Source organism: Nocardia australiensis (assembly GCF_020733705.1).
Classification (GTDB): domain Bacteria; phylum Actinomycetota; class Actinomycetes; order Mycobacteriales; family Mycobacteriaceae; genus Nocardia; species Nocardia australiensis.
This window is the reverse complement of sequence record NZ_JAJFZM010000001.1, coordinates 479,878-499,155: the sequence shown is the minus strand read 5'-3', so window position 1 is coordinate 499,155 and position 19,278 is coordinate 479,878. Positions and strand designations below refer to the sequence as shown.

General features: G+C 65.1%; 16 protein-coding genes and 1 tRNA gene. 7 read left to right on the top strand and 10 right to left on the bottom strand.

Features of this window, described 5'->3' with window-relative positions; translation table 11 throughout:
• Positions 1 to 22 precede the first annotated feature (22 nt).
• From LKE06_RS02345 to LKE06_RS02325, 5 genes are all read right to left on the bottom strand, one after another.
• A complete protein-coding gene (locus tag LKE06_RS02345) occupies positions 23 to 685 on the bottom strand; it encodes a hypothetical protein (RefSeq protein WP_227996801.1) in 663 nt (220 codons plus the stop codon).
• Between the two features lie 131 nt (positions 686 to 816).
• The gene (locus LKE06_RS02340) at positions 817 to 1,077 is read right to left on the bottom strand and encodes a hypothetical protein (RefSeq protein ID WP_227996799.1); all 261 of its coding nucleotides are present in this window, start codon (positions 1,075 to 1,077) and stop codon (positions 817 to 819) included.
• Between the two features lie 228 nt (positions 1,078 to 1,305).
• Entirely contained in the window at positions 1,306 to 2,286 is a 981-nt protein-coding gene (locus LKE06_RS02335; RefSeq protein WP_227996797.1) for a ribose-phosphate diphosphokinase, read from the bottom strand.
• Positions 2,283 to 3,773 carry a bifunctional UDP-N-acetylglucosamine diphosphorylase/glucosamine-1-phosphate N-acetyltransferase GlmU gene (gene glmU, locus LKE06_RS02330; RefSeq protein WP_227996796.1) on the bottom strand — a complete coding sequence of 497 codons (1,491 nt, stop codon included), beginning with the start codon at positions 3,771 to 3,773 and terminating at the stop codon, positions 2,283 to 2,285. Before glmU ends, LKE06_RS02335 begins: the two co-directional genes overlap by 4 nt.
• Before the next feature lie 101 nt (positions 3,774 to 3,874).
• A tRNA-Gln gene (locus LKE06_RS02325) sits at positions 3,875 to 3,945 on the bottom strand.
• Positions 3,946 to 4,303: 358 nt separating this feature from the next.
• On the opposite strand from LKE06_RS02325, the gene LKE06_RS02320 reads away from it, so the two are divergent.
• The 7 genes from LKE06_RS02320 (at position 4,304) to LKE06_RS02290 (ending at position 13,169) form a co-directional block, all read left to right on the top strand.
• Positions 4,304 to 4,918 carry a TetR/AcrR family transcriptional regulator gene (locus LKE06_RS02320; protein WP_227996794.1) on the top strand — a complete coding sequence of 205 codons (615 nt, stop codon included), beginning with the start codon at positions 4,304 to 4,306 and terminating at the stop codon, positions 4,916 to 4,918.
• Positions 4,919 to 5,133: 215 nt separating this feature from the next.
• Entirely contained in the window at positions 5,134 to 5,781 is a 648-nt protein-coding gene (locus LKE06_RS02315) for a TetR family transcriptional regulator (RefSeq protein ID WP_227996792.1), read from the top strand.
• 637 nt (positions 5,782 to 6,418) lie between these two features.
• The gene (gene mfd, locus LKE06_RS02310; RefSeq protein ID WP_227996790.1) at positions 6,419 to 10,033 is read left to right on the top strand and encodes a transcription-repair coupling factor; all 3,615 of its coding nucleotides are present in this window, start codon (positions 6,419 to 6,421) and stop codon (positions 10,031 to 10,033) included.
• Positions 10,034 to 10,119: 86 nt separating this feature from the next.
• Complete coding sequence (locus tag LKE06_RS02305) at positions 10,120 to 10,758, top strand: nucleoside triphosphate pyrophosphohydrolase (RefSeq protein WP_227999245.1); 639 nt, start codon at positions 10,120 to 10,122, stop codon at positions 10,756 to 10,758.
• Between the two features lie 322 nt (positions 10,759 to 11,080).
• Positions 11,081 to 11,623: a C40 family peptidase gene (locus LKE06_RS02300; RefSeq protein WP_227996788.1), complete on the top strand. Its 543-nt coding sequence runs from the start codon at positions 11,081 to 11,083 to the stop codon at positions 11,621 to 11,623.
• Between the two features lie 409 nt (positions 11,624 to 12,032).
• On the top strand, positions 12,033 to 12,518 hold the full coding sequence (locus LKE06_RS02295; RefSeq protein ID WP_227996786.1) for a pyridoxamine 5'-phosphate oxidase family protein: 486 nt from the start codon (positions 12,033 to 12,035) through the stop codon (positions 12,516 to 12,518).
• A gap of 75 nt (positions 12,519 to 12,593) precedes the next feature.
• The gene (locus tag LKE06_RS02290; protein WP_227996784.1) at positions 12,594 to 13,169 is read left to right on the top strand and encodes a TerD family protein; all 576 of its coding nucleotides are present in this window, start codon (positions 12,594 to 12,596) and stop codon (positions 13,167 to 13,169) included.
• A 75-nt stretch (positions 13,170 to 13,244) separates the two neighbouring features.
• Here the strand turns inward: LKE06_RS02290 and LKE06_RS02285 are convergent, their stop codons facing one another.
• The 5 genes from LKE06_RS02285 to LKE06_RS02265 are packed head-to-tail and all read right to left on the bottom strand — an operon-like array spanning position 13,245 to position 19,275.
• Positions 13,245 to 14,648: an MATE family efflux transporter gene (locus LKE06_RS02285; RefSeq protein WP_227996782.1), complete on the bottom strand. Its 1,404-nt coding sequence runs from the start codon at positions 14,646 to 14,648 to the stop codon at positions 13,245 to 13,247.
• On the bottom strand, positions 14,645 to 15,706 hold the full coding sequence (locus tag LKE06_RS02280) for a PLP-dependent cysteine synthase family protein (RefSeq protein ID WP_227996777.1): 1,062 nt from the start codon (positions 15,704 to 15,706) through the stop codon (positions 14,645 to 14,647). Before LKE06_RS02280 ends, LKE06_RS02285 begins: the two co-directional genes overlap by 4 nt.
• A 29-nt stretch (positions 15,707 to 15,735) precedes the next feature.
• Positions 15,736 to 17,121 carry an alanine racemase gene (locus tag LKE06_RS02275; RefSeq protein ID WP_308188281.1) on the bottom strand — a complete coding sequence of 462 codons (1,386 nt, stop codon included), beginning with the start codon at positions 17,119 to 17,121 and terminating at the stop codon, positions 15,736 to 15,738.
• Entirely contained in the window at positions 17,112 to 18,122 is a 1,011-nt protein-coding gene (locus LKE06_RS02270; RefSeq protein ID WP_227996775.1) for an ornithine cyclodeaminase family protein, read from the bottom strand. The genes LKE06_RS02275 and LKE06_RS02270 overlap by 10 nt, the downstream gene beginning before the upstream one ends.
• Positions 18,094 to 19,275: a TauD/TfdA family dioxygenase gene (locus LKE06_RS02265; RefSeq protein ID WP_227996773.1), complete on the bottom strand. Its 1,182-nt coding sequence runs from the start codon at positions 19,273 to 19,275 to the stop codon at positions 18,094 to 18,096. Before LKE06_RS02265 ends, LKE06_RS02270 begins: the two co-directional genes overlap by 29 nt.
• Positions 19,276 to 19,278 lie beyond the last annotated feature (3 nt).

The window sequence follows — 19,278 nt, the reverse complement described above, 5'->3', positions numbered from 1 at the left end:
CCGCGGTGGGGTCGACTCAGCTCTAGTCGCGAACTACGTCCCCGCTCAGCACGACATAGCTCACGATAACGCCGATGACCAGGCAGATTCCGGCGGCGATGGCGGCCCATTTGCCGAGGGGTTCGCCCTTGCTGCGGCCGACGAGGCCGAGGACGATTCCGGCGGGACCGAACAGGATGGGGCAGAACAGCAGCGCGATCGCCGCACACACGAAGCCGATAATCGAGTACACCTGGGGACCTGATCGCGGCGGCGGTGCGTTGTATCCCGCAGGCGGATATCCGGGAGCCGCCTCGTAGCCCTGATATGGCTGCTGGGGGTAGGCGGGGCCGCCGCCGTACGGCGATTCCTGTGGTCCGGGTCCGGCCTGCGGATAGTATTCGCCGCCCGCGGGGTACTGCGGCTGCTGGCCGGTCGGCGGCGGCGTCTGCCCCGGGCCAGGCGGTGGTGGAGTCTGCCACTGCTGGTCGGCCGGTGGTGGAGTCTGCCATTGTTCACCGGAGGCTGGCGTCGCCCACTCCGTACCCGAAGGGGGCTGCGGCTCAGGCGCTTTCGTGAAGGACGGCGAGTCGTCCGGAGACTGCGGCGGGTTGTCGGGGTCCGATGGCCGGCTCGGAGGCGGCGTGGCCGGCTCGTCTTCCGGCTGTTTCGGCTCGCTGCCTGCGGGATCTTGCGGGGTCGTCATCGTGCCCTCCTCGTGTTATCCGGTCGCCGTTTACGGGGTACCGCGGTGGGAGTCCGCCCTATCGCGGTTGCGTCATCGTCGCGTGCGGACGCGTCGGGCCTTCCTATCGAGCCTGCTCGATCTGTGCGGGTCTAGAGGTCGGAATCGTCGACAATCTCGACCGCCGCCACCTCAGCGGGGCGCTTGTCTGCCTCGGCGTCCTCGATGGCCTGACTACGGGGAGTCCACTCTTCCTCGAGTTCCTCGTCGATGCCGAGCCTGCCATCATCATCATTTTCGTGATTACGAATACGCAGGTCATCAGGCGGGTCCTCGATGTATCGCTCATATTCGCCGACCTCATCGGCCTGCTTGTCATCCCCGAGGTCTTCATAAAGTGGGTCACGGTTCATATGTCCAGTATCCCCGAGCATCCCGCCTGCAAACGAGACTCGATACAGTTCCCTCTCAAACGACCTGCTCGGGTCACATGGACGTCGCCGCGTTCAGAAATACCCAAACCACAACCAGCCCGATGATCGCATGGTGGTGTCCCCCATGTCCCGTTTCTATGGTTATCGGCACCAGCAACGACAACGGCGGCCCGGACGTATGCGTCCGGGCCGCCGTCGAGTGGTCTGTCAGGCGTTGCCGTTGAAAAGGCCTGTGACCGAACCGTTTTCGAAGACCTCGCGGATGGTGCGGGCCAGCAGCGGAGCAATGGACAGCACCGTCAGCTGCGGGAACTTCTTGTCCTCGCTGATCGGCAGCGTGTTGGTGACCACCACTTCCTTGGCGCCGCAAGCGGCTAGGCGCTCGGCGGCGGGGGCGCTGAGAACACCGTGGGTGGCGGCGATGACAACGTCACCGGCGCCCGCTTCTTTCAGCACCTTGACCGCGCCCGCGATGGTGCCGCCGGTGTCGATCATGTCGTCGATCAGGATGCAGGTGCGGCCCTCGACATCGCCGACCACGCGGTTGGCCTTGATCTGGTTCGGTACCAGCGGGTCGCGGGTCTTGTGGATGAACGCCAGCGGTGAACCGCCGAAGGAATCCGCCCACTTCTCCGCGACGCGCACGCGACCGGAGTCGGGGGAGACCACAGTGATGTGGTCGAGGGTGTAGTTGTTGCGCACGTACTCGGCGAGCTGCAACTGGGCGTGCATGTGATCGACCGGCCCGTCGAAGAAGCCCTGGATCTGATCGGTGTGCAGGTCGACGGTGATGATGCGATCGGCGCCCGCGGTCTTCAGCAGGTCGGCGACGAGGCGAGCGGAGATGGGCTCACGGCCGCGATGCTTCTTGTCCTGGCGCGCGTACGGGTAGAACGGCAGCACCGCGGTGATCCGCTTGGCCGAGCCGCGCTTGAGCGCGTCGATCATGATGAGCTGTTCCATGAGCCACTGGTTCAACGGTGCTGGAAAGCTTTGCAGGACAAAAGCATCGGATCCACGGACTGATTCTTCGAACCGAACGAAGATCTCGCCGTTGGCGAAGTCGCGCGCGGTCTGCGGGGTGACGTGAACGTCGAGCTCTTTGGCGACTTGCTCGGCAAGCTCAGGATGAGCGCGCCCCGAGAAGAGCATCAGGTTCTTCTGATTGTCGGTCCATGACGCGGTCACTGCTGTTTGCCGTCCTTTTGCTCGATTGCCTGACTCGACATCTCGTTGGCCGCGATGGCTTCCGCCGCCGCGTGCGCCGCAGCAGTTCCGGGGCGGTACCGCTGGACCCAGTTTTCGATATTGCGCTGTGGGCCACCGGACACCGCGAGTGCCCCCGGTGGAACGCTTCTGCGCAGAACAGTACCCGCCGCCGTATACGCGCCGTCACCCACGGTTATCGGCGCGACGAACATGGTGTCGCTGCCGGTGCGCACATGCGAGCCGACCGTCGTGTGATGCTTCTTCACCCCGTCGTAATTCACGAAGACACTCGACGCGCCGATGTTGCTGTGATCGCCGATGGTGGCATCGCCGACATAGGTGAGATGCGGGACCTTCGAATGTGCGCCGATCGTGGCGTTCTTTGTTTCGACGAATGCTCCGAGCTTGCCCGAATCGCCGATAACGGTGCCCGGTCGCAGGTAACTGAACGGACCGATATTCGCGTCGGGACCGATCACGGCCTGATCACCGTGGCTGCGGACGACGCGGGCGCCGTCACCGACCACGACATCGGTGAGCGTGGTGTCCGGGCCGACCTCCGCGTCCTCGCCGATGGCGGTATCACCGAGTAGCTGTACGCCCGGCCGGATCACCGCGTCCCTGGCAATGGTGACACTGGCATCGACCCAGGTCGTCGCGGGATCGATGACGGTTACGCCGGCCCGCATATGCCGCTCGAGGATGTAGCGGTTGAGCGTGCGCGCCGCATCCGAGAGCTGTACTCGATCATTGACGCCGGTGACCTTGGCCGCGTCGACCAGCCGGGCGCCGTGCACCGGATGCCCTGCCTCGCGAGCCAGCCGCAGCACATCGGTGAGGTACAGCTCGTGCTGCGCGTTGGCGGTGGACAGCCTGCCGATCATGTTGCGCAGCACCGTCGCGTCGAAGGCATAGACGCCCGAATTCACCTCGGCGATCGCGATCTGCTCCGGTGTGGCGTCGGCGTGCTCGACGATCTCGGCCACCTGGCCGTCACCGTCACGGATGATACGGCCGTAGCCATTCGGGTCATCCGGAATGACAGTCAGGACGGTGACCGCGGAGCGTTCGGTATAGCTGCGGTGCTCATCGAGCAGCGCGGACAAGGTGTGGCCGTCCAACAGCGGCACATCCGCTGAAGTGACCAACAGGTCACCGGTGAAATCGGCGGGCACGGCCTCGAGTGCGCACTGCACGGCGTGCCCGGTGCCGAGTTGTTGTTCCTGAACCGCGGAGATGATCTCGCGATCCAGATCAGCGGCCACGGCCCCTACCGCGGCACCGACCTGTTCGCGATCATGGCCGACCACGGTGATGAGGAAGGCGGGGTCGATCTCGTTCGCCGCATGCAGCGCGTGCGCGAGCATGCTTCGACCGGCCAGCGAATGCAGCACCTTGGGGGTCTTCGACCGCATTCGTGTCCCGGCACCGGCTGCGAGAACGACGACGGCGGTCTGCTGTGGCATGGATCTCCCTCGGCTGCCTGTCATCGTGTGTGGCTGCGTTGTGCTTGGTCGGCTGCTTGGTCAACGACGTGCGGGCCGACGATAGTCACTGTGCCGGTGAGCTCCGCCGCCAGGACTCGAACCTGAACTATCTGAACCAAAATCAGAGGTGCTGCCATTACACTACGGCGGACTATCACACCGGCGGATCGGTAAACCCGCCGCTGCGCCTGGGCACGGGAGAGATCCTCGCATACTTCACCGCCTCCCGGCCAACCCGCCTACCCGAGTCTTTTGCCGGTCGCCGGGTGATTGGACAGTTACGTCGCGGGCCGAGGGCCGGTTTCCGGGTGTGATGCGGTCGTGCGGCCATGAATTACCCATAGTTCGTGCGAGATCAGTTGTCGCTTCGGGAAAATCGACGCGCGGTCGGCGGGGCGGGTAGGTGTGTGATGGAGCTGTCTGGAACAGTTGACGCATTCATGGTGGCGTGCGCGAGGGAGGCGGGAGCGATGGCGTCGGGTGATCCGCACCGGGTTCCGCGTCCGCGGATGACGGGCACGCAGCGGCGCCAGCAGCTGATCGAGATCGGTCGTGTGCTGTTCGCCGAACGCGGCTACGACGCGACATCGATCGAGGAGATCGCGCAGCGCGCCCAAGTCTCCAAACCCGTGGTGTACGAACACTTCGGCGGCAAGGAAGGTCTCTACGCGGTCGTGGTGGACCGGGAGATGTCGATGCTGCTCGACATGATCACCTCCTCACTTACCCAGAACCGATCGCGGATTCGGCTCGAGCAGGTCGCACTGGCACTGCTGACCTACATCGAAGAACGAACCGACGGCTTCCGGATCCTGGTGCGAGACCAACCCGCCGCCGCCGCCGACGGTCGCTATTCGAGCCTGCTCAACGAGGCGGTCAATCAGGTATCTCACATTCTCGCAGGGGATTTCGGGCGCAGAGGCTTCGATACCAGCCTCGCGCCGCTCTACGCGCAAGCATTGGTCGGCATGGTGTCCACCGCCGCCACCTGGTGGCTGGATGAGCGCGAACCGTCGAAAGAGGTTGTCGCTGCACACTTGGTGAACCTCTGCTGGAATGGGCTCAGCAACTTGGAGGCCGATCCGCGGCTGAGTTCGGAATGGCGCACCGGCAAAGAAGATTGACCGCTCGAGGTACCGGGGTCGCAGGGGCGCGACACCCGGACGGTAACCAGCAAATTGCGACGGAGGTCCGATCGAATGCTCGAATTGATTGGCGGGCGCCAACCTGGTGGTACGGTTCACGCATCCTTTGGGTGCTGGTCGGGCGGTAAGTCGGTCTTGTTCGTGATGTCGGTCTACTTCAGGATGGCTGGTTTTAGGGATGACAGGCGGATCTGATGGCTAGGCAAGCGCGCGCGGAGATCACGCGCGATTCCGTCCTTGCAGGCGCTGCCGATGTCTTTCTACGCTTGGGATATGCGAACGCGAGCCTGAGCGAGATCATCGCGCAGTCCAACGTGACCAAGGGCGCCTTGTACTTTCACTTCGGCTCGAAGGAAGAACTCGCGCGTGCGGTGGTCGACCAGGGCAACGAGCGACTGGTCGGCTCGTGCCAAGGCTTCTTCGACTCCAGAGTGCCCGCGCTGGAAGCGTGCATCGGCATCACCTACGTCGTCGCCGACCTATCGATGAACGATCCGATGGTGGGCGCCATGCTCAAACTGACCCACCAGATCGGTGACTACCGCGGCGCCCAGGGCGACAACATCGCCAAGAGCTGGGGCGATACCTACCGCCTACTCTCCGAACGCGCCATCGTCCAAGGCGACCTCGAGCCGGAACTCGACCCCGACGTCGTCGGGGTACTGCTACAGCAGATGACCGCAGGCGTCCACATCATCGCGGTCGGCACCGACGCGATCGACCAGATGGCGTCGCGTATGGAACGAATGTGGTACTTCCTACTGCCATCGATCGTGCCACCGGAGAAGCTGCCTTACTTCCGAGAGTTCGCGGCGCGCCGATTGCGGCGATACGTGCCGTAGTTTTGGCCGCTGGCGCGGCGTGTTCGCGGCCCCTAAGGCTCACGTCCGAGGGGCAAATACTTGCTCCTTCGTCGCATCGTATTTGCCCCTCGGACGCGAGCCGGCCGCGAACTCTAGTGCTCGGTCTCGCTGCGCTCGGAAGCTGGTGTTGTGGCGAGTGGGGGCGTAGGTGGGGTGGTGCGGCACCTACTGCTTCTGTACACGGTTGGGTGCCTGTGTTTTGGTAGCTGAGGGGGCTCGATCTTGCTGCGAAACTGTGTCGTGGCGAGTGGGTGCGTATGGGGGCTGGTGCGGTATCAATCGTTTCTGTATCCCATTGGATAGGGGGGCTGTGCCTTGGTGGCTGATGGGTGAGGTGTGGTGGTCGGGTTCGTTTCGGGTGAACTGGCTGGTCAGGTTGGTGGGGTGGTAAAGGGCACCACGGTCGCGGCAGGTGTTGAGTCGGTTGGTAGATTTATCTGGCCGACAGACTTCGTGAGTACCTGGGTAACTCGTCGGGTACGCCCAAAACTCAACTTTCCGCTCAACCGCCGGCCCGCTACGACAACGTCGAAGCACCTCACGACCGGCAAAAGACGCGGGGAGGCGGAGGAGCCTCGGTTGGCCGTTCTTCGCTCGCCTGCGCTCAGGAGTTTGCATGCCCACCGATCGTCCACCATTGGCGGGACTGGCCGCGGTGGCCGGTGCCGACGCCGCGTTGCGGACCGTTACCGACCTGGTGGGGAAGTCGCCGGTCGAACTGGTGGGGCCGTCGGGGGTGCGGCCGTTCGTGGCGGCGACGATCGCGGCGCACAGGCCGTTGGTGGTGGTGACCGCGACAGGGCGGGAGGCCGACGATCTGACGGTTGAGCTCGAGGAGATGTTGGGGCAGTCGGTCGCGCAGTTCCCCTCGTGGGAGACGCTGCCGCACGAGCGGTTGTCGCCGGGGGCGGATACAGTTGGGCGCAGGCTGTCGGTGCTGCGGCGGCTGGCGCATCCGGAGGACGCGATCTATCCGGAGCCGCTACGCGTGGTGGTGACCACGGTCCGATCGTTGATGCAGCCGATGGCCGCGGGGCTCGGCGATATCGAACCCATCGTGCTGCGTGTGGGCGCCGAGTTCGATTTCGACGAATTGCTCACGCGCCTGGTCGAATTCGCGTATAGCCGGGTCGATATGGTCGGCAAGCGGGGCGAGTTCGCGGTGCGTGGCGGCATCCTCGACATCTTCCCGCCGACGGCCGACCATCCGGTGCGCGTGGAGTTCTGGGGCGATGAGGTGACCGAACTGCGGGCGTTCGCGGTCGCCGATCAGCGCTCGCTGCTGGATATCGCGGTGGATGCGGTCGTCGCACCGCCGTGTCGTGAACTGCTGCTGACCGCGGCCGTGCGGGATCGTGCCGCCGAAGTGGCCACGGATAACGCGGCCGACGCGGCGCTCGTGGAGATGTTGGAGAAGCTGGCCGAGGGCATCCCGGTGGAGGGCATGGAGGCGCTGCTTCCGGTGTTGCAGCCCGGCGAATTGCGGCTGCTCACCGAGGTTTTGCCCGACGGAACCCAGCTGCTGCTGTGCGATCCGGAGAAGATTCGTACCCGCGCGGCCGATCTGGTGCGCACCGGCGAGGAATTCCTCGAAGCATCATGGACCGCGGCCTCATTCGGTGCCGATGCCCCGCTCGGTGCCCACAGCCTCGATCTTGCCGCGTCGAGCTATCGCGCGCTGCCCACGATTCATGAGAGCGCGAACGAGCGCGGACTGCCCTGGTGGAGTCTGAGTCCGCTCACCTCCGGCGACCCCGCCGAGGTCGTGCTTCCAGTGCAGGCCGGATCCTCGGCGCGCGGCGCCGCCGAACTCGTCGCGACGATCTTCGCTTCGCTGCGCGCGCATGTGGCGACCGGCGGTCGCGCCGCGGTGATTGTCGCCGGACATGGTACGGCGCAACGCATTCTGGAACGACTCGCCGACGCCGACGTCCCCGCCGCCGCGCTGGCAGCGGGTGCCGAACCGGCTGCGGGCGTGGTCGGGGTGCTGTGCGGTTCGCTGCACGACGGGCTCGTTTTCGATGACGCCGGCCTGGTGGTGGTAGCAGAATCCGACCTCACCGGCAATCGAGTCACCGCACCCGGGGAGGGCAAGCGGCTGCCTGCCAAGCGTCGCAACCAGGTCGATCCGCTGGCGCTGGCCGCGGGCGACATGGTGGTGCACGATCAGCACGGCATCGGCCGGTTCGTGGAGATGATCGAGCGCACCGTGGGTGGCGCGCGCCGCGAGTACCTCGTTATCGAATACGCGCCGGGCAAGCGTGGTCAGCCGGGGGACCGGCTGTTCGTGCCGATGGAATCCCTCGATCAGCTCTCCCGCTACGTCGGTGGCGAGATGCCGAGCCTGTCGAAGCTCGGCGGTTCGGATTGGACGAATACGAAACGTAAGGCGCGCAAGGCCGTTCGCGAGATCGCGGGCGAACTGGTGCAGTTGTATGCGGCGCGCCAGGCGGCGCCGGGCCACGCCTTCGCGCCCGATAGTCCGTGGCAGAAGGAGATGGAGGACGCGTTCGCGTTCACCGAAACCGTCGACCAGATGACCGCCATCTCCGAGGTGAAATCCGATATGGAGAAGCCGGTCCCGATGGACCGGGTGGTGTGCGGCGATGTCGGCTACGGCAAGACCGAGATCGCGGTGCGCGCCGCGTTCAAGGCGGTGCAGGACGGCAAACAGGTCGCGGTCCTGGTGCCGACAACGCTGCTCGCGCAACAACATTTGCAAACATTCGCCGAACGCGTCGCCGGATTCCCGGTCACCGTGAAGGGGCTGTCGCGCTTCACCGACCCGGCCGAGTCACGCGCGGTGCTCGAGGGGCTGGCCGATGGGAGTGTAGACATCGTCGTCGGCACACACCGCCTATTGCAGACCGGCGTGCGCTGGAAGGATCTCGGCCTGGTCGTCGTGGACGAGGAACAGCGTTTCGGTGTCGAGCACAAAGAACACATCAAGGCGCTGCGCACCCACGTCGACGTGCTGACCATGTCCGCCACCCCGATTCCGCGCACGCTGGAGATGAGCCTGGCCGGTATCCGCGAGATGTCGACCATTCTCACCCCGCCGGAGGAACGACACCCGGTACTCACCTATGTGGGCGGCTACAACGACAAACAGGTAACCGCCGCTATCCGTCGTGAGCTGCTGCGCGACGGTCAGGTCTTCTACGTGCACAACCGAGTGTCCTCGATCGAAAAGGCCGCCAAGCGGATTCGCGATCTGGTGCCAGAGGCACGAGTGGTCGTCGCGCACGGGCAGATGAACGAGGACGCGCTGGAGAGCACCGTGCAGGGGTTCTGGCAGCGTGAATTCGATATCCTCGTTTGCACCACGATCATCGAGACCGGCCTGGATATTTCGAACGCGAATACGCTGATCGTGGAACGTGGCGATGCACTCGGCCTTTCGCAGTTGCATCAGTTGCGCGGTCGTGTCGGCCGTAGCCGCGAGCGCGGGTACGCGTATTTCCTGTATCCGCCGGAGAAGCCGCTGACCGAAACCGCCTATGACCGGCTGGCCACCATCGCACAGAATTCCGACCTCGGGGCCGGTATGGCCGTCGCGATGAAAGACCTCGAAATCCGTGGCGCCGGAAACGTACTCGGTGCCGAGCAGTCCGGTCACGTGGCCGGTGTCGGTTTCGATCTGTATGTGCGACTGGTCGGCGAGGCAGTGGAGGCTTACCGTGCCGCCGCGGATGGTAAGCCGATCACCACCGAGGAGGTCAAGGAGGTCCGCATCGACCTGCCCGTCGACGCGCACATCCCGCCCGACTACATTGCCAGCGACCGGCTGCGACTGGAGGCTTATCGCAAACTGGCTGCCGCTCAAGATGATTCGGCACTGACCGGGGTTGTCGAGGAACTCGTCGACCGGTACGGCCCGCTGCCGGTCGAGGTCGGCAGGCTGGTATCGGTCGCCAAGCTGCGACTGCTGGCCCGGGAATACGGTGTCACCGAAATCGCTGTTACCGGAACCGCTTTGAAGGTGACGCCGCTGAGCCTGCCGGATTCCAAGCAGCTGCGACTCAAACGCCTCTACCCGAGCGCGGGATACCGGGCCGCGTCGGGCGTGGTTCAATTGCCGCTGCCACGTGTCGAAGACAGCGTAGGCGCGAACCGGGTGCGCGACGTGGTGTTGCTGCAGTTCGTCGCGGACCTGCTGCTCGCGTTGGACGGAAAGGCCAAGGGCGCGGTCGATCTCACCGTCGCCACCGAGGTCTCGGCGCTGCGATGACCTCGCCGACGGATCGATCCGCGACCGACACGACCGCTTCCGAGACCGCAAGGTTGAGTGAGGGTTTGGCGGAGGCCGTCGAGGTAATGGACCGGCTGTGGAGTTTCGGTGGCTGGGAAGTCACCCAGACCCACGATTCGCTGCGCCCGTATCTGCTCGAGGAAACCTACGAGCTTCTCGACGCGATCGGGCATAATGACGCCGAAACAATCAAGGAGGAGCTCGGCGACCTGTTGTTGCAGGTTCTATTCCACTCCCGAATCGCCCAGGCCGCAGGGGAATTCACCGTTGACGAGGTAGCAGCGGCGCTTGTCGCGAAGCTCGTCAATCGCAGCCCACACCTAACTGATGCCGATTTCGCGCCCGATGCCACCGTCGAGGAAAAGATCGCCGCCCAGGAAAAGGCATGGGAGGAGCGTAAATCCGCCGAGAAGTCGCGTCGCTCATGCCTCGACGGCATCGCCATGGCCCAGCCCGCGCTCGCGCTCGCGGAGAAGATTCGGGATCGCAGTACCAGGGCGGGGCTGCCGGCCGACCTCATTCCTGACACGTTGCGCGTGGTGCGTCTCGGCGGACCCGATAGCGCCGAGGAACGGCTGCGCAAAGCAACTCTCGCGTTTGCCGCGAATATTCGCGCCGCCGAGGATGCGGCGGAAGCCGACCGCTGTGAGCGTGCTCCGCTGGCTTTTGCCGATTGGCAGAAGTATTGGCGCGCTGTGCACTAGCTCGATAGTCGGCCATTTCCAGCGAATCGTGTCAGCGCTCCGGTGGATTTCCTGATTCTTCGGCGAATCCGCAGGTAGTCGGCCATTTTTAGCATTTCTGTGCGTGAGATTGATTGAGCTATGGAACACTATCTTCGCGTGGTTGTGATTCCGTTATATTAGTTTCGCGTGTCGATGGTGGTTATCGGCGGAATTTGCTGCATGATTCCGTGTCGGATCCGCTGGACTTTCTATGCATGTGTTTCGAAATCCTTTCGAGGCCTTGATGGAGTCCCAACGTTCGGCCATCTGGGCCTCGATGCGAGCATCGGAGGACCGCATAATGGCTTCAGTTCATCGAAAACGTTTGCACGTGGCGGGTTGGACCGTATTATCGGCCGCCGCAGCAATCACCACTCTCACCTCGACCGCCGCACCAGCTGTGGCGCAACCGATTTCGATCCCCGGACTGGGAATTATCGAAGTCCCGGACGGTCTCCCATTCCTCGGCGATCCGCCCGCGAGCAGTCCACCGGTCAGCAAGACCACTGGTGAGCGCGCCGTCGAAGTAGCGCGCTCCAAGCTCGGCGCTCAGTACAGCATGGGCGGCACGGGCCCGGACTCTTTCGACTGCTCGGGGTTGGTGCAGTGGTCCTACCGTCAAGAGGGCATAGAGCTACCGCGCACCAGCTATGAACAGCTCGGTGCGGGCGCCCCGGTCGCATCCGATGATCTCCAGTTGGGCGACCTGGTGTTCTTCTACGGCGGCGACCATACCGGTCTCTACGCGGGCGATGAGACGGTAATCCATGCCTCGACCTACGGTCGCGGCGTAGAGATCTCCCCAATCTCTACGATGCCGCTCATCGGCGCCCGCCGGTTCTGATTCGCGGTGGCGATCGGCGTGGTGCTCCACTGCGCCGGCCTCGCCGCCCGACCCCGAACGCCGAACCCGCGGACCCAGCGTCCGCGGGCTCGGCGTCGCATTTCGATACCGGAATCACATCTTCTCGTTACGTGATGAGCGCAGGCTGGCCGGAGTGCTCGACGGCAGCGATGTAACCGCCATACTTGCTGGGCACCAGGAAATTACGCATCCGTGGCGACGGACCGTCGATCCGAACGCACTGCCCGCCCGTGCCATTGCGCTGCCTCGTACGCGGGGCGGACGCTGATAGTCGGCTGAGAGCGGTTCGGACAAACCGTGCAGCGCCAGCGGGCATGCAGCCCAGCACCTTAGACTGCAGACAGCGCGGCACAGCCCGTCGCGCGCGTCGATCCATGAGGTGACCAAGATGGCGGCCGGAGCGAGCCCTGCGCAAGACCAAGACAATTCGACCGACGATCACCCCGTGCTGGACATGCTGCCGAATTGGCCTCAGCAGACGATCGCGGTCCTGGTCACCACCGACCCGGCGCCGCACGCGATCCCGGTGTCCTGGCCGGTTCGCGCGGGCGACCGCCGTATTCTATTGAGCCTCAAGTTCGATCGCGGCTCGCTCGCCCGGCTGCGGGAGCGGCCCGAGGTGGCGCTGCTGATTCTCGGCGGCGGCGATGTCGCGCTGTGCGCCCGCGGTACGGCGACGGTGATCGCCGAGGGGATGCCGGACGCGCCCGAATATGTGGCGGTCCGGATCGATGTCGAGGTGATCGACGATCATCGGCAGTCGGCGTTCGCGGTTGCCGATGGAATCCAGCGGACGGTGCTCGACCCGAGTGAGTTGCACGCGCTCGAGGGTCGTGTGGAGAAGTTGCGTGCCTGGGCGAAGGACCAGAATTGAACCGGGGCGGCAGCTCCGGGGCAGAGTAATAATCGTGGAGAAAGGCGGCGCGAACGCGCCGAGCGGAAGGGGATCATGAGCGTCACATTGGCCAAAGGCGGAAATGTTTCGCTGTCGAAGCAGGCACCGAACCTCACCAAGGTCGCGGTCGGCCTCGGATGGAATGTACGCACCACGACGGGGGCCGATTACGACCTCGACGCGAGCGCGCTTGCCACCGGGCCGAATCTGAAGGTGCTGTCGGATCAGCATTTCATTTTCTACAACAATCTGCGATCGCCCGAGGGCACCATCGAACACACCGGTGACAATCTCACCGGCGGGGGTGACGGCGATGACGAGTTGATCAATGTCGACCTGGCGGCGACGCCACCGACGATCACCAATATCTTCTTCCCCGTGTCGATCCACGACGCCGATGCGCGCGGCCAATCCTTCGGACAGATCCGCAATGCGTTCATCAGGGTCATCGACCAGAACACCGGGGCCGAGCTGGCCCGCTACGACCTCACCGAGGACGCCTCGTCCGAGACCGCGATGGTATTCGGCGAGCTGTACCGCCACGGCAACGAGTGGAAGTTCCGCGCGATCGGTCAGGGTTACGCCTCCGGGCTGGCCGGGATCGCTCGCGATTACGGCGTCAATATCTGACGAGCTGACGAGCAGTAAGCGCACGGGGCAGGCCGGGTTCGGTGCAACCTGCCCTGCCGCCCGTGCCGCTGCCGATCAGCTTGGGCTGCTGAGGCTTTCGGGCAGCAATCCGGGGTTCGCACGTTGCTTGCGCTCGACCAGCGCGAAGTAGCGGCGCAGCATGAGGACGGCGGTGGTGGCCAGTCCAGCTGTGAGTCCCCACCAGACGCCCGCCGCACCGAGGTCGAGCGGAAAAGCCAGCAGCAGCGCGGTGGGCAGGCCGACGCACCAGTAGCCGACCAGTGACAATCGGAAACCGGCATTGGTTTCCTTCAACCCGCGCAGCAGGCCGGTGCCGATGTTCTGGGCGGCGTCGAAGAATTGCAGCACTATGCCTATCAGCAGCAGGGTGTGCGCGATTTCGATGGTGGCGGTATCGCTCGAATCAAGGAACGGCGCCAATACCAGGTCGGGTGCGATCACATACACCGCGCCCGTGATGGCAGCGACGATCGCCACCTGCCGCAGCGCGAGCCAGGCGAGCGCGCGGGCGTGTCCGTATTCGTCGCGGGCGACGGCATGGCTGACCAGGATCGACGCACCGTGCGACAGACCGATCGCGACCTGGAAGACGATGTAGATGATCTGGTAGACGACATTGTGCGCGGCCAGTGCGGCCGGACCGATACTGCCCATGGCGAGGGCGAGTACCGAGAACATGCCCGCTTCCGAACCATAGGTGAGCGCGATCGGCATGCCGAGTTTGAGTTCGGATGCGACAGTCTCCCGACGCACCGGCCACGGGCGAATCGCCAGGGTGGTACCGAGTTCAGCGTCGTGGTGCACCATCGTCCAGAAGGCACCGAAGGTGATCAGGAAGACCAGTGAAGTAGCGACGCCGATGCCGGTGAGGCCGAGTGCGGGCAGCCCGGCCCAGCCATGGATGAAGGCCAGCGCCAGTACGAGATTCAGCGCGACGGAGCCGAGTGTCACCAGCAGCAGTGCCTGCGGGCGCTGCATACCGACCGTGTATTGGCGCAGCACCTGGAACCACAGGCACGGCAGTAGTCCCGGCGCCAGCGCGACCATCAGTGGCCGCGCGTCGGCGAGTACCCCGGCGTCCTGGCCGAGCCAGCGCAATGCCCAGCCGAGCCCAATCAGTACCGCGCCGCCGAGGATGCCCGCGACGGTCGCGATGAGGAAGCTCGAACGCACCACGTCACGAACCTCGCGGTCGGCGGAACCGCCACGCTTGCCCGCCGCGCTCACGGCGGTCGCGATCTGGTTACCGGTCGCGGTGATCAATCCGAAGCACATGGTGCGAATCTGGTTGAACAGCACGATCGCCAGCCCGCCGGCCGCGACCTCGCGTACGCCGAGCGTCCCCATCAGCACGATGTTGGTGGTGGACACCGCGATCTGAGCCAATTGCGTCAATGCGATGGGTGTTGCCAACGCGGTCAGCTGCCGCCCGTCTGCTCGCAAGCCCGGCAGGTTCACCGAGCCACCTCCATTTCCCGCGTCGGCGCGGTCGGGGTGCGTTGCCGGCGTCGTGCGGCCGGAGCGTAGTGCTCGAGCATTTCCGATACTTCGGCCTCGGCGGCGGCGTCGAGCAGGCCGCGGCTGTTCATCCATTCGTCGTCGAAGACAGTGTCGAGGTACTTTTCGCCGCCGTCGCACACGATGGTGACAACGGTTGAGCCGGGCGGGAATTCCTCGAGCCTGGTGAGCGCGGCATGTACCGATCCGCCCGCGGAGCCGCCGATCATCAGCCCGAGCTCGGCGGCGACCGCGCGCGCCGTCGCGAAGGCGGCGACATCGGAGACCTTCACACCCTCATCGAGCAACGAATAGTCGACGGCGGTACCGATGGTGGCACCGGGCGGTGTGCCGGTGCCGGACTGCCAGTACGGCCCGCCCGGCCCGCCGAAGGCGATCGATCCGACCGGCTCCACACCGATCACCCTCGGTGTGTGGCCGAGCTGACGTAACCGGGTCGCGGTGCCGAACAGCGACCCGCCGGTGCCCACCGCGGAAAGCAAAATGTCGACGCGGTCGACATCTTCTAGCAATTCCTCGGCCACCGCGTAGTAGCCGACCGCGTTGGCGTCGTTGTTGTGCTGTTCGGTGAAGAACGCGTCCGATTGCCCGGCCGCCATCGCCTCGGCGTAATCCTCGCGCGCCGAGGTGGCCAGGTTGTCGTCGCCCTCGTCGGCGACGAACACCAATTCCGCTCCCATTGCCCGCATAGCGCGCAGTTTGTCCTTACATGCGTGATGATCGACCACTGCGCTGAAGCGATACCCGCGTTCGGCGGCAACCACCGCGAGGCCGAGTCCGGTATTCCCGGACGTGGACTCGATGATATGCCCGCCACTGGCCAGCAACCCTCGCCGCTCCGCATCGAGCACCATTTCGCGCGCCATCCTGATCTTGGCCGCGCCAGTCGGGTTGAACTGCTCGAGCTTCAGCAGCAGCCGGGTGCCGGTCGCGGTGGTCGCCAACTCGAAAAGCGGGGTGCGACCGATCAGATCCGTCACGCGCGTGACGAGCGGCATTGATGTCTCCTAGTTCGTTTCGTGCCGGACTATCCGGCATCGAGAGTCCAGCGCAACCGTCGGTCGCCGGCACCGTCTGTGTCGTGCAGCACCACCTTCGGCGGAATCGGCAATTCGTGAAAGGTCGACTCGTTCGAATCCATCTGATATCCGGCGGTGTTCGGGTAGATCAATAGATCGCCGACCTCGGCGGGCCGGGGCAGCGGGATGCGCCGCCAGCTGAGCATGTCGGACTCCAGACAGGTCGCGGCGCCGACACAGGTCGGGGTGAGGTTTCGTTCGGGACGCGGTGGCCACAGGATCGGATCGGGGAGGTATTCGCTGTCGAACCACTGCTCGGACAGGCTGAGGCTGCTGCCGTCGACAGTGAGCAGGTGGTAGGGGTGGCCGTTCAGGTAGCGGGTTTTGCGGCCCTGTACTCGCAAGACCGTGGACCCGGCCCGGTCGAGTAGTGCCCGGCCCGGCTCGACCGCGAGCCGGATGTCGTTGTCGCGCAGCCGCTCTGCCAGGCCATTGTGCGTCAAGACGGCGGCCAGCATGTCCGGGCCCGCAGTGGGGAAGTGGTAGGGGTAGTAGGAGTCGAACGATTTGCCCGCATGGAACCAGTCGCGGTTCGTGTGTTCGGTGAACTCGGACCAGGCGTCGGCCGGGAGGTAATCGACCCCGAATCCGCCGCCGATCGAGATGGTGTTGGCGGGATGGCCCGCGATGCGGGCGTCCACGCATCGGGTGATCAGTTCGTCCGCGAGCTCGGCCCGTGCGATGGCGTCGTAGCCGGAAAGGTGGAAACTGAAGCCTGTCAGGCAGATCGATGGATGACCGGCGGTGACCGACATCGCGCGGTCGAGTTCGTCGGCGGTCAGGCCGAATCGGCTGGCGGACGCGTTGGGCAGGACCCGGAGTACCACGCGCGCCGAGGTGCCACGGGCGGCGAGCCGGTCTAGTTCGTCGAGGCTGTCCACCGCGATCAGGGCGCGGTGTCGTGTTGCCAACCAGAGCAGATCGTCGGACTTGGCTGGGCCGGTGATCATCAGCTCGTCACCGCGAATGCCCTGCCCCAAGGCCGCCTTCAGTTCACCTACGCTGGAAACATCCACGCCTGCACCGTGTTCGGCACAGGCGCGGGCGACGGACGCTGCCTTGTTCGCTTTCTTGCCGTAGTACACGACCCCGTCTACTCCGGCGCGGGTGAAAGCGTCTCGGAAGCCGCTGATATTCGACCCGACCTGCGGCGGGTACATGATGTGAAACGGTCCGCCGATCGCAAAAGCGATATCACCCAGCAGATTTGGATCGGCGAGCAACCTGCGTTCCCAGTCGGCGATGTGCGCGGGCATCGGCGGCGCGCAGATAGCGGTGCCGATGCGGTGGAACTCGGGTGCGATGGGATCGACAGCGCCGATATCTAGTCCCACAGCGGTACCTCCGTGCCGCGGCCCTCGGCGATCGCCCGCTCGGCAAGGGCATGCGCGACGGCGATATCGGTCAGTACGAGGCCGCTGTTGTAGACGAAGACGCGCTCGTCATCCGATCGGCGGGCAACAGCGCGGCGGCTCAGGATTTGCGGTAGTTCCGCGTCCACCGGTCGCAGTGTTCCGTCGGGACCGGCCATATCGGTGCCGGTCAGTGCCATTTGCTGGGCGTTGGTCGCGATGACGCGGTCGGCGTCGGTGAGCGTGGAGGGGGCGAGCCCATATCCGACGAGCACGACCACTGAGCCCGGTGCCAGGTCCTCGGATTCGATGGCGACCTCGGTACCGGGACCTGCGGTCGCCAGCACCACATCGGCGGCACCCGCGGCGGCGCGGGGATCCTCGACGGTCTCCAGTAGCGCGTGCGGGTTGTGTTCGGCGAGGTGGTCGCGCACCGCCGCCAAGCCTGCCGGATGGGTGCCGTACAGCATGAGCTTGCGCAGCTGTGGGTTCGCGGCAAGCAAGTGTGGCAGCGCGTTTCGGCCCTGGGTGCCGGTGCCGATCAGCAGTACGCTTTCCGCGCCGCGACGAACGGTCTCGCGAACCAGCAGCGCCGAAACCGCGGGGGTGCGCAGCGCGCCGACTCGCGCGCAGTCCATCATGGCGATCGGCGCACCGGTCGCGTCGTCATACAGCGTGATCGTGGTGTAGTAGCGCTTCGTGCTGCGGTCGTGGCCGGGATCGAACTTGTAGGAGGTTTTCATGGCCACCACTCGGCGCCTGCCGTCGCGCCCGAGCATCGCGTAGGCGACCGACCAGCCGTCGGGGTTCGCGACGCTCAGCTTGCGCGGGTTATCCGAATCTCCCGCGGCGAAGGCCAGGTACGCCTCCTCCACGGCGCGCACGACATCGCCCGGTGTGATGGGCACATCGGCCAGATCGCTGCGGCTCAGTACGCGCAGCGGTGTGTTCCGGTCACGAGTGTTCAACGGGTCCTCGATCATCAGCTGTATCCCGGCCTGCACCCGCTCGAGTCGGTTCTGTGCCGATCGTGAGCGGGGCGGTGCGGTCCGATCGGAATGGGGCGACGATCCGTTGCCCGTAGCCATTCTCGTCGGCCTCGCCGCGCCTGCGCAGTCGTTCGGGGAGGCGGACATTCACCCGCTTGAGCCATCGGTCGGTGCCGTCGTAACGCGCGGTGAACGGTACCCGACCGTGTACCACGACGTCATTGTCCACCAGCAGCATCTGGCCGGGAGCGAGCGCGGCGGTGAGGCAGACCCGTTCCAACTCGGCGGTCAGATGTGCGTAGGCGCTGCGGAATTCGGCGTCGGCCTGCACGAGCGGGGTGTAGGCGGGGTCGTATCGAACGGTGAGATCGGCTGTGCTGTAGTGAGATTCGGCACTCCAGAGGGTGGGGATGGGAGTGGGTGTGTAGCGCTCGTGACTCGAACCGTATGACACGTCGGGCAGGATCGGCAGCGTCGGTACGCTCAGCAGTTCGCGCTGTGTCGCGGAAAGAACGGTGTGGCGCACCGAGGAAACGGTGGTGGCGACCCGATCCGGATTGCGCACGCACGCAAGCAACAGCAGATTGGCCCGATCCGGATGGAAGGCGTCCTCGCTGTGCGGGCTGAGTAGGGTTTTGCTGCTCGCGCCGGACTGTTCGTGCTCGTGGCCGGGCGAGGGCACGATGTTGTTGACCAGCCGCCCGTCCTGTTGACCTGCCCAGCCGAAGGGCTCGCCCGCGCATCGCGCCAACAGCAACATGACGATATCGAGCTCGAATGAACTCGCTCGGCGCATCGGCTCGCCGCTCCACCGGGCGGCGTCGCGCCAACTCGGCGGTGTGGGGCCGCATTCTTCGTCGGTCAGCGGCAGCTTGCTGATGATGGTGGCGCCCGCGGCGGTGGCAGGCGGCCGCATGGCCAGTCGTAGGTCCGCAGGCAGCTCGGTGACGCGTCGATCGACCTGCTCGAGGAGTTCGGGGTCGGCCAGGGTGCGTGCTCTATGCTCTGCGTCACATTCCTTCGTCTCGAGGTCGCCGCATATTTCCGCGGCGAGCAGGCGGATATCCCGCCCGGCGGCCGCTGGCAGCTCGCGTTGTTCGATGTTCGGGGTGTGAAGCGTCATACGTTCGGCGAGAACGCTTTTCACCGG